This is a genomic window from Pseudomonas sp. 8BK (assembly GCF_902506475.1).
Lineage (GTDB): Bacteria > Pseudomonadota > Gammaproteobacteria > Pseudomonadales > Pseudomonadaceae > Aquipseudomonas > Aquipseudomonas anguilliseptica.
Map to the genome: position 1 here is coordinate 125334 of NZ_LR733252.1, position 13535 is coordinate 138868.

The following is a 13535-nucleotide window of genomic DNA, read 5'->3' on the forward strand; positions in this document are numbered from 1 at the left end:
CTGCGCGCATGGTAAGTGGTTGAATTAGAAAGTAATTGCCTTGTGATAGGCCGTCTGGTGAGAGTCCCTATGAAAGCAGGTTTGTACCGTCCTGATGAGTTCAAGGATAACTGCGGCTTCGGCCTTATCGCCCATATGCAGGGTGAGGCTAGCCATCACCTGCTGCAGACCGCGATTGAAGCCCTGACATGCATGACCCACCGTGGCGGGATTAACGCCGACGGTAAGACCGGTGACGGTTGCGGTCTGCTGATCCAGAAGCCTGATGCTTTCCTGCGGGCCATGGCCCAGCAGCACTTTGCCGTCGAGTTGCCCAAGCAGTACGCCGTGGGCATGGTGTTCTTCAACCAGGACCAGGTTAAAGCCGAAGCGGCCCGCGAAAACATGAATCGCGAGATTCTCGCTGCTGGTTTGAGCCTGGTTGGCTGGCGCAAGGTGCCAATCGACACCAGCGTACTCGGTCGTCTGGCGCTTGAGCGTCTGCCGCAGATCGAGCAGGTGTTTATCGGCGGTGAAGGCCTGTCCGATCAGGAATTTGCGATCAAGCTGTTCAGCGCCCGCCGTCGCTCCTCGGTGGCCAACGCCGCTGACAGCGATCACTACATCTGCAGCTTTTCGCACAAGACCATCATCTACAAAGGCCTGATGATGCCGGCCGACCTGCAGCAGTTCTACCCGGACCTGGGTGACGAGCGCCTGCAAACCGCCATTTGCGTGTTCCACCAGCGCTTCTCAACCAACACCCTGCCGAAGTGGCCGCTGGCTCAGCCGTTCCGCTTCCTCGCGCATAACGGTGAAATCAACACCATCACCGGTAACCGCAACTGGGCGCAGGCGCGTCGCCTGAAGTTCGCCAACGACCAGATCTTTGATCTCGAAGAGCTCGGCCCGCTGGTCAACCGCGTGGGTTCCGACTCCTCGAGCATGGACAACATGCTTGAGCTGATGGTCACCGGCGGCATCGACCTGTTCCGTGGCGTGCGGATGATCATTCCGCCAGCCTGGCAGAACGTCGAAACCATGGACGCCGACCTGCGCGCGTTCTACGAATACAACTCCATGCACATGGAGCCTTGGGATGGTCCGGCCGGTGTGGTACTCACCGATGGCCGCCATGCCGTGTGCCTGCTCGACCGTAACGGTCTGCGTCCGGCGCGCTGGGTCACTACCAAGAATGGTTACATCACTCTGGCCTCGGAAATCGGCGTGTGGAACTACGCACCCGAGGACGTGTTGGCCAAGGGCCGCGTCGGCCCGGGGCAGATTCTTGCGGTGGACACCGAAACCGGGCAGATCCTCGGCAGCGACGACATCGACAACCGTCTGAAGTCGCGTCATCCCTACAAGCAGTGGATGCGCAAGAGTGCCCAGCGCATTCAGGCGACCCTGGAAGACCGTGACCACGGTTCGGCGTTCTACGACGTCGACCAGCTCAAGCAGTACATGAAGATGTACCAGGTCACCTTCGAAGAGCGTGATCAGGTGCTGCGTCCGCTGGGCGAACAAGGCCAGGAAGCGGTCGGCTCCATGGGCGATGACACGCCGATGGCCGTGCTCAGCCAGCGCGTGCGCTCGCCGTACGACTATTTCCGTCAGCAGTTCGCTCAGGTAACCAACCCGCCGATCGACCCGCTGCGTGAAGCCATCGTCATGTCGCTGGAGATCTGCCTCGGTGCCGAGCGCAACATCTTCGAAGAGTCGCCTGAGCACGCCGCACGGGTGATTCTCAGCAGCCCGGTGATCTCGCCGGCCAAGTGGCGCGCCTTGATGAACCTGGATCGTCCGGGCTTCGAGCGTCAGCTGATCGACATGAACTACGAAGAGTCGATTGGCCTGGAAGCCGCCGTGCGCAACATGGCCGATCAGGCTGAAGAAGCGGTGCGTGCCGGCAAGGTGCTGCTGGTTCTGTCTGACCGTCATATCGCTCCGGGCAAGCTGCCGGCTCACGCCTCGCTGGTCACTGGTGCGATTCACCACCGTCTGACCGAAAAAGGCCTGCGCTGCGACTGCAACATCCTGGTCGAGACCGCAACTGCCCGTGATCCGCATCACTATGCCGTGCTGCTGGGCTTCGGTGCGTCGGCGGTTTACCCGTTCCTCGCTTACGAAGTGCTGGGCGACCTGATCCGCACCGGCGAAGTGCTGGGCGACCTATATGAAGTGTTCAAGCACTACCGCAAAGGCATCTCCAAAGGCCTGCTGAAGATCCTGTCGAAGATGGGCATCTCCACCGTGGCGTCTTACCGCGGTGCGCAGCTGTTCGAAGCGGTCGGCCTGGCCGATGACGTCACCGAGCTGTGCTTCCGAGGTGTGGCCAGCCGCATCAAGGGCGCGCGCTTCGTCGATATCGAAAACGAGCAGAAACTGCTGGCGGCCGAAGCCTGGAACGCGCGCAAATCGATCCAGCAAGGTGGCCTGCTCAAGTTCGTCTACGGCGGTGAGTACCACGCCTACAACCCGGATGTGGTCAACACCCTGCAGGCGGCTGTGCAGCAGGGCAGCTACGAGAAATTCAAGGAATACACCACGCTGGTCGACACCCGTCCGGTGTCGATGCTGCGCGACCTGTTGCAACTGAAATTGGCCGATCAGCCATTGGCGCTGGATCAGGTTGAGCCGCTGGGCGAGATTCTCAAGCGCTTCGACTCGGCTGGTATCTCGCTGGGTGCATTGTCGCCGGAGGCTCACGAAGCGATTGCCGAGGCGATGAACCGCCTGGGTGCGCGCTCCAACTCTGGTGAGGGTGGCGAAGATCCCGCCCGTTACGGCACCGTGCGCAGCTCGAAGATCAAGCAGGTGGCCACCGGCCGTTTCGGCGTGACGCCGGAATACCTAGTCAACGCCGAAGTGCTGCAGATCAAGGTGGCACAGGGCGCCAAGCCCGGTGAGGGCGGCCAGCTGCCGGGCGGTAAGGTCAACGGTCTGATCGCCAAACTGCGTTATGCAGTGCCGGGCGTGACCCTGATTTCGCCGCCGCCGCACCACGACATCTATTCCATCGAAGACCTGGCGCAGCTGATCTATGACCTCAAGCAGGTCAACCCGGCTGCACTGGTGTCGGTCAAGCTGGTGGCGGAAGCTGGTGTCGGCACCATCGCTGCCGGTGTGGCCAAGGCCTACGCCGACCTGATCACCATCTCCGGTTACGACGGTGGCACCGGAGCATCGCCGCTGACCTCGATCAAGTACGCCGGCGCGCCGTGGGAACTCGGCCTGGCCGAAACCCACCAGACCCTGCGCGGCAACGACCTGCGCGGCAAGGTACGGGTGCAGACCGACGGTGGCCTGAAAACCGGCCTCGACGTGATCAAGGCTGCCATCCTCGGCGCCGAAAGCTTCGGCTTCGGTACTGCGCCGATGATCGCCCTGGGCTGCAAATACCTACGCATCTGTCACCTGAACAACTGCGCCACCGGCGTGGCCACGCAGAACGACAAGCTGCGCAAGGACCACTTCATCGGCACCGTCGAAATGGTGATGAACTTCTTCACCTACGTCGCCGAAGAAACCCGCGAGTGGTTGGCCAAGCTGGGCGTACGCAGCCTGGAAGAGTTGATCGGGCGTACCGATCTGCTGGAAATGCTGCCGGGCGAAACTGCCAAGCAGGGTCATCTGGACCTGACGCCGTTGCTCGGCAGCGACCACATTCCGGCGGACAAGCCGCAGTTTTGCCTGGTCGAGAAGAACCCGCCGTTCGACGAAGGTCTGCTGGCCGAGAAGATGGTCGAGTTGGCCAAACCGGCGATTGAGGCTGCCAGCGGTGCTGAAATTGATCTGGAAATCTGCAACTGCGACCGCTCCATTGGTGCCCGTGTTTCCGGCGAAATCGCCCGCAAACACGGCAACCAGGGCATGGCCAAGGCGCCGATCACCTTCCGCTTCAAGGGCACTGCGGGCCAGAGCTTCGGCGTGTGGAACGCCGGTGGCCTGAACCTGTACCTGCAAGGCGACGCCAACGACTACGTCGGCAAGGGCATGACCGGCGGCAAGCTGGTAATCACCCCGCCGAAAGGCAGCCCGTTCAAGACCCAGGACAGCGCCATCATCGGCAACACCTGCCTGTACGGCGCCACCGGCGGCAAGCTGTTTGCAGCCGGTACTGCGGGCGAGCGTTTCGCCGTGCGTAACTCCGGTGCGCACACTGTGGTGGAAGGCACGGGCGACCATTGCTGCGAATATATGACCGGCGGCTTTGTCTGCGTCCTGGGCAAAACCGGCTACAACTTCGGCTCGGGCATGACCGGTGGTTTCGCCTACGTGCTTGATCTGGATAACAGCTTCTACGACCGCGTTAACCACGAGCTGGTGGAAATTCAGCGGATCAACAATGAGTCGATGGAGGCTTACCGTAGCCACCTGGAGCGCGTGCTAGCCGAGTACGTCCAGGAAACATCGAGTGAGTGGGGCGCGACCCTGCTGGAAAACCTGGACGACTACCTGCGCAAGTTCTGGCTGGTCAAACCGAAGGCGGCAAGCCTGAAATCGTTGCTCTCCAGCACCCGTGCCAACCCGCAATAAGAATGCGCCTGAAGTGGTTTGATGAGGTATTGCAATGACTGAACGTCTGAATAACGACTTCCAGTTCATCGAAGTCGGGCGCAAAGACCCGAAGAAGAAACTGTTGCGTCAGCGTAAGAAAGAGTTCGTCGAGATCTACGACAACTTCAAGCCTGCGCAAGCGGCCGACCAGGCGCATCGTTGCCTGGGCTGCGGTAACCCCTATTGCGAATGGAAGTGCCCGGTGCACAACTTCATTCCCAACTGGCTCAAGCTGGTGTCCGAGGGCAACATCCTCGCCGCCGCCGAACTGTCGCACCAGACCAACACCCTGCCGGAAGTCTGCGGCCGCGTGTGTCCGCAGGACCGTCTGTGCGAGGGTGCCTGCACCCTGAACGACGGCTTCGGTGCGGTGACCATCGGCTCGGTGGAGAAGTACATCACCGATACGGCGTTCGCCATGGGCTGGCGCCCGGATATGTCGCGTGTGGTACCGACTGGCAAGCGCGTTGCCGTGATTGGTGCCGGTCCTGCTGGCCTGGGCTGCGCCGACGTCCTGGTGCGCAACGGCGTGACCCCGGTAGTGTTCGACAAGAACCCGGAAATCGGCGGTCTGCTGACCTTCGGCATCCCCGAGTTCAAGCTGGAGAAGAGCGTGCTGAGCAATCGCCGCGAAGTCTTCACCGGCATGGGCGTCGAGTTCCGCCTGAACACCGAGATCGGTACAGACATCACCATGCAGCAGCTGCTGGATGAGTACGATGCCGTGTTTATGGGCATGGGCACCTACACCTACATGAAGGGCGGCTTCCCCGGTGAAGATCTGCCAGGCGTCACCGATGCGCTAGACTTCCTGATCGCCAACGTCAACCGCAACCTCGGTTTCGAGAAGAATGCGGAAGACTTTATCGACATGAAGGGCAAGCGCATCGTCGTCCTCGGCGGCGGCGACACCGCGATGGACTGCAACCGTACCTCGATTCGCCAGGGCGCCAAGTCGGTCACCTGCGCCTACCGTCGCGACGAAGAAAACATGCCGGGCTCGCGCAAGGAAGTGAAGAACGCCAAGGAAGAAGGGGTGAAATTCCTCTTTAACCGTCAGCCCATCGCCATCGTTGGTGAAGACAAGGTTGAAGGCGTGAAGGTGGTCGAGACCCGTCTAGGCGAGCCGGATGCCCGTGGCCGTCGCAGCCCCGAGCCGATTCCGGGTTCCGAGGAAATCATCCCGGCGGAAGCCGTGCTGATCGCCTTCGGTTTCCGCCCGAGCCCGGCTGCCTGGTTCAGCGATTTCGAGATCGAAACCGACAGCCAGGGCCGTGTCGTAGCGCCGGAGCAGAGCCAGTTCAAGCACCAGACCAGCAACCCGAAGATCTTCGCCGGTGGCGATATGGTTCGCGGTTCTGACTTGGTGGTGACGGCGATCTTCGAAGGTCGCAATGCCGCCGAAGGCATTTTGGATTATCTCGGCGTGTAGGTTGGGTTGAGGCAGCGAAGCCCAACGGCGGCCATGAGGTTCTGCATGTTGGGCTTTGTCGCTGCGCTCCTCAACCCAACCTACGCCCGCGACAAATTGACTCGATAGACAAAAGGCACGGCACTCGCCGTGCCTTTTGTTTTGCGCTCTGCGAAAATGCCCGCACTTTTCTGCGCCACGGTGCGCGGTGCGCCTGCGATCCGGGAGCCCGCCCGGAGGAGGGGGCGCCGCATGGCGGCGGTCCGCATACTTTCCGCCGTGAAGTTTCCCTGCTGATTTCCAGGAACCCTGCCATGTCCACCCTGAAGAACGACCGCTTTCTCCGTGCTCTGCTCAAGCAACCTGTCGACGTCACCCCCGTGTGGATGATGCGTCAGGCCGGTCGTTACCTGCCGGAGTACCGCGCCACCCGCGCCAAGGCCGGTGATTTCGTCAGCCTGATGAAGAACCCGGAGCTGGCCTGCGAAGTCACCATCCAGCCGTTAGATCGTTACCCGCAGCTGGACGCGGCGATTCTGTTCTCCGACATCCTGACCGTCCCCGATGCCATGGGCCAGGGCCTGTATTTTGAAACCGGCGAAGGCCCGCGTTTCAAGAAAGTCATCAGTAGCATGGCTGATATCGAGGCGCTGCCGATTCCCGATCCAGAGCAGGATCTGGGTTATGTGATGGACGCGGTGCGCACCATCCGCCGCGAGCTGAATGGCCGCGTACCACTGATCGGCTTTACCGGCAGCCCCTGGACGCTGGCCACCTATATGGTCGAAGGCGGCTCGTCGAAGGATTTCCGCAAGTCCAAGGCCATGCTTTACGACAACCCGCAGGCCATGCATGCGCTGCTCGACAAGCTGGCGCAGTCGGTGACCGCCTACCTCAACGGGCAGATCAAGGCCGGTGCGCAGGCCGTGCAGATTTTTGATTCCTGGGGCGGCAGCCTATCGGCGGCGGCGTATCAGGAATTCTCACTGGCTTACATGCAGAAGATCATCGACGGCCTGATCCGCGAGCATGATGGGCGTCGTGTGCCGGTGATCCTGTTCACCAAAGGGGGCGGGCTGTGGCTGGAATCCATGGCGGACAGCGGTGCTGAGGCCCTGGGTCTGGACTGGACCTGCGATATTGGCAGCGCCCGTGCCCGCGTTGGCAGCAAGGTGGCGCTGCAGGGCAATATGGACCCGAGCGTGCTGTACGCCAACCCGGCGGCGATCCGCGCCGAAGTCGGGCGCATTCTCGCGGCTTACGGGCATGGCAGCGGTCAGGTGTTCAACCTTGGCCACGGCATCACTCCGGAAGTCGACCCGGCTCACGCTGGCGCGTTTTTCGAAGCGGTGCATGAGTTGTCCGCGCAGTACCATCAATAAAACCTGCGCAAAACAAAGGCCGCATTAGCGGCCTGTGTTTTATCCACGACTTGTTCAGGGCTTACGCAAATCGCGCACGGCCCGTACCAGCGCCAGTTGCTCGGCTTCGCTGAGCTTGTCGGCGTAGCCGGGCATGGCGCCTGGGCCTTCCTGAATGGCTTCGAGAATATCGCTGTCGCTGTTGTTGTCCTGCCACTTGGCTTTGCTCAGGTTCTGCGCAAAGTACAACCAGCCGCGCAGGGTGTTGGCGCGGCCGTCTTCGGCGTGGCATTTGGCGCAGTGCTGGCGGTACAGCTGCTGGCCGTCCACTTCAGCCTGCGCGGGCAGGCTGCCGAGCAGAGTCAGCGCGCCGAACAGGCCAAGCAGCGCCGGCTTATTTGACATTGGCCAGGTTTCCCTTGAGGGCGACGCCCGCCATCACCGCACCGGCGTGGCATTCGTACTTCTGGCTGTCCTTGTACTCGACGTTCTTGTAGTTGCTGGCCAGGTCGACCACGGCATTGGCGCCGGCAGCCTTGGCGGCCTTTTGGAAGCGGATCAGCGCGGACTGCAGGGCCCAGCTGCAGGCAGCTTCATCGCTCTTGTTGAAGGCGTTGGTCTTCTGACTGGTGGTCACTCCGGATTTGATTACGCTGACCGAACCGGCCGGTTTGTTACCCGCCAGGTAGAACTTCACGCTGCCGTCAAGGCGGCCGGCATTCAGGGCTTCCTGCACGGCGGCCTCGAAGGGCAGGAAGTGGGCGGTGTCGCGGGCCTGGCTGATGCTCGGCAGTGCCGCGAAGCACGCAACAGCAACGAGTAGGTGGCGCAATTTCATGGTGACCTCCATGGTTCTTATGTTTATGAGCTGCTTGGCTCAGGGGTGACAGACAGTTTCATATAGTGCTGGGTCAAGCCGTGCAAGCGTTTCACCAGCGCGTTGTAGCGCTTGTGAATCTTGCCGTCTGCATAGCGTAGCTTTTCGCTGTCGCGATACAGAATGTCATAACGGGTGGCACTGTAATTAAGAGTAATCGAGGCGCTGTGACCCCGGAAGTCGATGCGCGCCAGGATCTGTTGCGGCCTGTCTTCTTCGACTACCCATTTGCCGTGTGCCAGTGCTTTCAGCAGGATTTGATGAAAGTCGCCGTTGTAGTTGGCGAGCGGCACGGGTTGATGAATTTCGCGGATCGGTTGCACCCGGCTGCAGGCCAGCAAAGAAACGATAGCGAGGCTGACCAGTAGCAGTTTGCTCAAGCGGTACATGGTGGACTCCTTGTCCTGTGGTTTAGGTCCAGCGTTTAAAGATCAGCGAGGTGTTGACCCCGCCAAAGGCGAAGTTGTTGTTCATCACGTACTGGTGGCTCATCTGGCGGAACTCACCGCGCAGGTAGTCCAGTTCACCGCAGGCCGGGTCAATATTTTCCAGGTTGAGCGTCGGCACATAGCTGTTCGCGTTCATCATTTCGATACTGAACCAGGACTCCAGCGCGCCACAGGCGCCCAGGGTGTGGCCGAAGTAGCTCTTCTGCGAGCTGATCGGCATCTGGCTGCCGAACAGTTCCTGGGTCGCCAGGGTCTCGGCGACGTCGCCCTGGTCGGTGGCGGTGCCATGCCCGTTGACGTAACCGATGGCGGAGGGCGCCAGGCCGGCATCCTGCAGCGCCAGCTCCATCGCCCCGCGCATGGTCGCCTGCACCGGTTTGGTGGCGTGCTGGCCATCAGCGTTGCAGCCAAAACCGACGATTTCGGCATGGATGGTCGCGCCCCGTGCCAGTGCATGCTCCAGCTCTTCGAGGACCAGAATGCCGGCGCCTTCCCCGATCACCAGGCCATCGCGGCCGCTGTCGTAGGGGCGCGGCGAGGTGTGCGGCGCATCGTTCTTCAGGCTGGTGGCGTACAGCGCATCGAAGACCATGGCCTCGGTCGGGCAGAGTTCCTCGGCACCACCGGCGAGCATCATCGGCAGGCGACCGAACTTGATCGCTTCATAGGCGTAGCCGATGCCCTGGCTGCCGCTGGTGCAGGCGCTGGAGGTCGGGATCAGGCGGCCCTTGAGGCCGAAGAAGATGCTGATATTGGCCGCCGTGGTGTGCGGCATCATGCGGATATAGGAGTTGGCGTTAAGGCCATCGGCCACCGAGTTGAGCAGCATATTGCCGAACGCCTTGATCTCGTCGGTACTGCCGGTGGAGGAGCCACAGGCCACGCCCATCCGGCCGTCCTTGATCGACTCGTCGCCGAGCAGGCCGGCATGTTCCAGGGCGCGTTCGGCGGCGTAGACGGCCAGTTTCGACACCCGGCCCATGCTGCGGGTCTGCTTGCGGTTCCAGTGCTTGGGTTGCACAAAGTCATCCACCGGGCCGCCGAGGCGGGTGTTCAGCTCGTTGAATCTATCCCACTCGTGCATATAGCGGATGCCGCTCTTGCCGGCCTTGAAATTCGCTTCAATCGTCGGCCAGTCGCTGCCCAGCGAGGTCACCCCGGCCATGCCGGTGACTACAACCCGTTTGCATCCGTTCATCAGCACAACCCACCGTTCACCGCGAGGACCTGGCGGGTAATGTAGGCCGCCTCCTCGGACATCAGAAAATTCACCGCGCCGGCCACTTCTTCCGGGGTGCCCATGCGAGCGGCCGGGACCATCTTGAGGATTTCCTCGATGGGTACATCGGCATCGAGAATCTCAGTATCGATCAGCCCCGGCGCCACGCAGTTGACCGTGATCTTGCGCTTGCCCAGCTCGATCGCCAAGGCCTTGGCCGCACCGATAATGCCGGCCTTGGAGGCGCTGTAGTTGACCTGGCCGCGGTTGCCGATCAGCCCGGATACGGAGGTGATGCAGACAATGCGCCCGGCCTTGCGCCGCCGGATCATCGGCATGGTCAGCGGATGCAGCACGTTATAGAAACCGTCCAGATTAGTGCGCATGACGATGTCCCAGTCCTCCTCGCTCAGCGCCGGGAAGGCACCGTCGCGGGTCAGACCGGCGTTGCACACCACGCCGTAATAGGCGCCGTGCTGCTCGACATCGGCCTCCAGCGCCGCGCGGCAGGCAGCGCGGTCGGACACGTCGAACTGCAGAATGCGCGCCTGCTGGCCCAGCTCAAGAATCTGCGCCTGCACCGCTTCGGCTTCCTCGCGGCGGGCGCGGCAGTGCAGCACGATGTCATAGCCGCCCTTGGCCAGACGCAGAGCAATCGCCCGGCCGATACCACGGCTGGAGCCGGTTACCAGAATGGTTTCGCTTATGGCTGCTTGTTCACTCATGACTGGGAACCCTCGAATTCTTCCTGAAGATAGCTGGCCACCTGAGGTGGACGGAATACATTGAGGCGGGCCAGGGCCTCAATGCCTGGGCCACGCAGCTGGCACTCGAATACGCCCATGCCATTGTCATCCTGCAGCGAGCGGCTGGCGTGGATATGCAGCTCGGCCCCCGGCGGAAAACGTTCGACATTGCACTCGTACTTGCGCGTGCCGAGCAGAAAGCCCAGCTCCACGGGTTCGCCGCGCAGACGTGCCTGGCAGCCGGCGTAGGCCGCCACGCTCTGCGCCATCAGCTCAATGCCAACCCAGGCCGGCAGGCTACCGTCCTCCAGGCTGAACAGGCCGCCGTCACGCACGCTGAGCTGGGTTTCGATGTCCTCGTCGCCAAAGCGCAGCACCCGGTCGATCAGGATCATGTCAGCGGCGTGGGGAATCAGTTCGGCGATTGGCCATTGACTCATGAGTGCTCTCCTGGCGTTTCGCCGTGCTCTTTACCCTGGCCGTCACCCAAAAGCAGGCTGATATTGTTGCCACCAAAGGCGAAGGAGTTGCTCATCAGTCGGCGTGGGCGGTTGTTGTTCAGCGGTGTGCCGGGCGCCACCAGATTCAGCGCCGGCAAGGCCGGATCAGCCTGGCCGTCCCACAGGTGTGGGGGCAGCAGTCGCTCTGGGTTGTATTCGCTTAAGGTCAACCAGCAGAAAGCCGCTTCCAGCGCCCCAGCCGCGCCGAGGGTGTGGCCGACCATGGGCTTGCTCGATGAGCAGGGCACACCATGGGGGAAGACAGCCTGTACGGCCTGGCTTTCCATGGCGTCATTGTGGATGGTGGCGGTGCCATGCAGGTTAAGGTAGTCGACCTGGTCAGCGCTGATCCCGGCTGCAGCCAGGGCCTTGCGCATGGCGGCCTGGGCGCCGAGGCCGTCGGGCTGGGGGGCGGAAATATGGTGGGCATCCGAGCAGGCGCCGCCGCCAAGCAGGGCGATTGATACGGCACTCCGTGCTGAACTGCCAGGCAGCGCTTCTCTGGTCATCGGCTCTTTAGTCATTAAGAACAGTGCCGCCGCCTCGCCGATATTGATGCCATGGCGATTGACCGAGAACGGGTTACAGCGCTCGGCCGAGACCGCTTCCAAGGCGGAAAAACCATTCAGGGTCAGACGGCACAGGCTGTCCACGCCGCCGCAGATCACCGCATCGCACAGGCCTAGGTTGAGCAGGCGCTGCGCGCTAAGCAGCGCGCGGGCGCCCGAGGTACAGGCGGTAGAAATACTGAAGCACGGCCCGCTGAGGCCCAGCCAGTCACTGAGGAAGTTCGCCGGTTCAGCCAGCTCCTGTTGCGCATAGTGATAATGCGCCGGCAACTCGCCCTCTTTGAGGTAGGTGGCGATGCCCTGGCTGGCTTCTTCGATGCCTGAGGTGCTGGTGCCGAGTACCACGGCGATACGCTCGGCACCGAAGCGGCTGATGGCAGCGCGCAGCTCCGGCTCGATTTCCAGTGCGGCGGCCAGTAGCAGCTGGTTATTGCGGCTCGGCGGATGGCCCGGCAGGACGGGTAACTCTGGCAGGCTGCCGAGCACCGCGCCGACGGTCAGTGCGCGCTCGGCTACCCAGCCGCTTTGCGCTTGCATGCCGCTGCTGTCGCCGGCAAACAACGCTGTTGCCACCGCCTGCTTGCCTTGGCCGAGGGCACAGTTAAGGCCCAGTGCATTGAGGTAGACCGGCATCAGGGAATCTCTTCGTCGGCGAGGGCGTAGACCCGGTAACTTAGCCCCTGGCCCTGGCTCAGGGTGAAATCCAGTGGCGCGTGGTAATCGATCAGCCAGTGCGGATTAAGCCGGCGCTGACCGTCGGCCAGTTGCTGCCAGGTGTCCGGCGCGTAGCTGGCGGGCAGCTGGTCGATCGGGGTGAGGGCGAACAGCAGGGCGGCGAACAGCTCCTGGGCTTCGCTGTTGGGCGGTAGCAGCCCATCGGCGCGCCACTGGCCATCTTCCAGCAGTTGCCGCGCCAGGGGGATGCCAAGGGGATCGAACAGCGACCAGCGCAGTGCCGATTGTTCAGCCTGCACCACCAGCCACCAGGTCTGCTGATCTGCGCCTTGCTGGCGTTCGACGCGCAGCGCTGCGGGCAATGGCGCACCAAAGGTCGGTGCGCTTAGCGGCAGCGGCGTGTGGGCGGCGCAGGCGCTGAGCAGCAGGCCAAGGCCAAGCAGGAGGAGGCGTTTCATGCCGGCGTTGCCTCCAGCGGCTTGCGTGCCACCACGTTGACCAGGGTTTCGTTGCGTTGGCCAACCGGCTTGGCTTTCATCAGGCCCCAGCGTTCCAGCAAGCCGAAGTCCTTCGAGCGGCTCCACCATAGATAGGGGTAGGAGGTATTCTCGGCGGCGAATTCGAAGCCCTGGCTGCGCAACATGGCCAGATAGCCCTCGGCGCTTTTCTGTACATGCATCGGGTGGCGGAACAGCCAGCGGATCACCCAGGTATCGATGTAGTACTGGGTCGACTCGGCAAACAGCAGGTAACCGCCCGGCTTGAGCACGCGCCAGAACTCGGCCAGGGCCTGTTCCTGCTCGACCAGATGATGGAAGGTCTGGTGACAGAACAGCAGGTCAACGCTGGCATCCGGCAGGTCGATGGCCGCGCAGTCGCTGGTGAGCAGTTGCACATCCAGGCTCAGCCGTGCGGCCTCGGCGCGCGAGCAGTCGAGGCTGTGCGGGTCGGCGTCCAGGCCAATCATCCGCGCCGGTTTGAACGCCTCGGCGAGCAGGCCGAAGGATTTTCCCTGGCCGCAGCCGGCATCCAGCAGCACCGGCGCGTCCGGCAGCGGAGCGGCGAACAGGCCGCGCAGGTCATTGATCGCCACGCGCAGCACATGGTGCTGCCAGACGTGGCTCTGCAAGAACCAGAAGCCGAAGCGGGTTTCCTCGACGTAGGTGGCGGCCGGGTTGGTCATGATGGT

General features: G+C 62.3%; 12 protein-coding genes. 3 read left to right on the plus strand and 9 right to left on the minus strand.

Annotation, left to right across the window (positions count from 1 at the left end):
• The first annotated feature begins 69 nt into the window (after positions 1-69).
• The 3 genes from gltB to hemE all read left to right on the plus strand — a co-directional run bounded on the left by gltB (position 70) and on the right by hemE (position 7332).
• A complete protein-coding gene (gene gltB, locus ACIN8IBEIGE_RS00565; protein WP_160012938.1) occupies positions 70-4518 on the plus strand; it encodes a glutamate synthase large subunit in 4449 nt (1482 codons plus the stop codon).
• Between the two features lie 34 nt (positions 4519-4552).
• A complete protein-coding gene (locus ACIN8IBEIGE_RS00570; protein ID WP_160012939.1) occupies positions 4553-5971 on the plus strand; it encodes an FAD-dependent oxidoreductase in 1419 nt (472 codons plus the stop codon).
• A gap of 293 nt (positions 5972-6264) precedes the next feature.
• On the plus strand, positions 6265-7332 hold the full coding sequence (gene hemE, locus ACIN8IBEIGE_RS00575) for a uroporphyrinogen decarboxylase (RefSeq protein WP_160012940.1): 1068 nt from the start codon (positions 6265-6267) through the stop codon (positions 7330-7332).
• 54 nt (positions 7333-7386) lie between these two features.
• On the opposite strand, the gene ACIN8IBEIGE_RS00580 is transcribed toward hemE, so the two are convergent.
• Genes ACIN8IBEIGE_RS00580 through ACIN8IBEIGE_RS00620 form a run of 9 tightly spaced genes read right to left on the minus strand, consistent with a single transcriptional unit; the run spans position 7387 to position 13529 of the window.
• Positions 7387-7716 (minus strand): cytochrome c, encoded by a 330-nt coding sequence (locus ACIN8IBEIGE_RS00580; protein WP_160012941.1) that lies wholly within the window; start codon positions 7714-7716, stop codon positions 7387-7389.
• Positions 7706-8149, minus strand: a complete 444-nt coding sequence (locus ACIN8IBEIGE_RS00585) for an excinuclease (RefSeq protein WP_090380594.1) — start codon at positions 8147-8149, stop codon at positions 7706-7708. The genes ACIN8IBEIGE_RS00580 and ACIN8IBEIGE_RS00585 overlap by 11 nt, the downstream gene beginning before the upstream one ends.
• Positions 8150-8172: 23 nt before the next feature.
• Positions 8173-8577, minus strand: a complete 405-nt coding sequence (locus tag ACIN8IBEIGE_RS00590; RefSeq protein WP_160012942.1) for a hypothetical protein — start codon at positions 8575-8577, stop codon at positions 8173-8175.
• A gap of 22 nt (positions 8578-8599) precedes the next feature.
• Complete coding sequence (locus ACIN8IBEIGE_RS00595; protein ID WP_160012943.1) at positions 8600-9835, minus strand: beta-ketoacyl-ACP synthase; 1236 nt, start codon at positions 9833-9835, stop codon at positions 8600-8602.
• Complete coding sequence (fabG, locus tag ACIN8IBEIGE_RS00600; protein ID WP_090387707.1) at positions 9835-10563, minus strand: 3-oxoacyl-ACP reductase FabG; 729 nt, start codon at positions 10561-10563, stop codon at positions 9835-9837. Before fabG ends, ACIN8IBEIGE_RS00595 begins: the two co-directional genes overlap by 1 nt.
• A gap of 14 nt (positions 10564-10577) precedes the next feature.
• Complete coding sequence (locus tag ACIN8IBEIGE_RS00605) at positions 10578-11042, minus strand: hotdog family protein (RefSeq protein ID WP_160012944.1); 465 nt, start codon at positions 11040-11042, stop codon at positions 10578-10580.
• Positions 11039-12304, minus strand: a complete 1266-nt coding sequence (locus ACIN8IBEIGE_RS00610) for a beta-ketoacyl-[acyl-carrier-protein] synthase family protein (RefSeq protein ID WP_160012945.1) — start codon at positions 12302-12304, stop codon at positions 11039-11041. The genes ACIN8IBEIGE_RS00605 and ACIN8IBEIGE_RS00610 overlap by 4 nt, the downstream gene beginning before the upstream one ends.
• Entirely contained in the window at positions 12304-12804 is a 501-nt protein-coding gene (locus tag ACIN8IBEIGE_RS00615; protein WP_160012946.1) for a DUF3261 domain-containing protein, read from the minus strand. Before ACIN8IBEIGE_RS00615 ends, ACIN8IBEIGE_RS00610 begins: the two co-directional genes overlap by 1 nt.
• The gene (locus tag ACIN8IBEIGE_RS00620; protein ID WP_160012947.1) at positions 12801-13529 is read right to left on the minus strand and encodes a class I SAM-dependent methyltransferase; all 729 of its coding nucleotides are present in this window, start codon (positions 13527-13529) and stop codon (positions 12801-12803) included. Before ACIN8IBEIGE_RS00620 ends, ACIN8IBEIGE_RS00615 begins: the two co-directional genes overlap by 4 nt.
• Positions 13530-13535: the final 6 nt, after the last annotated feature.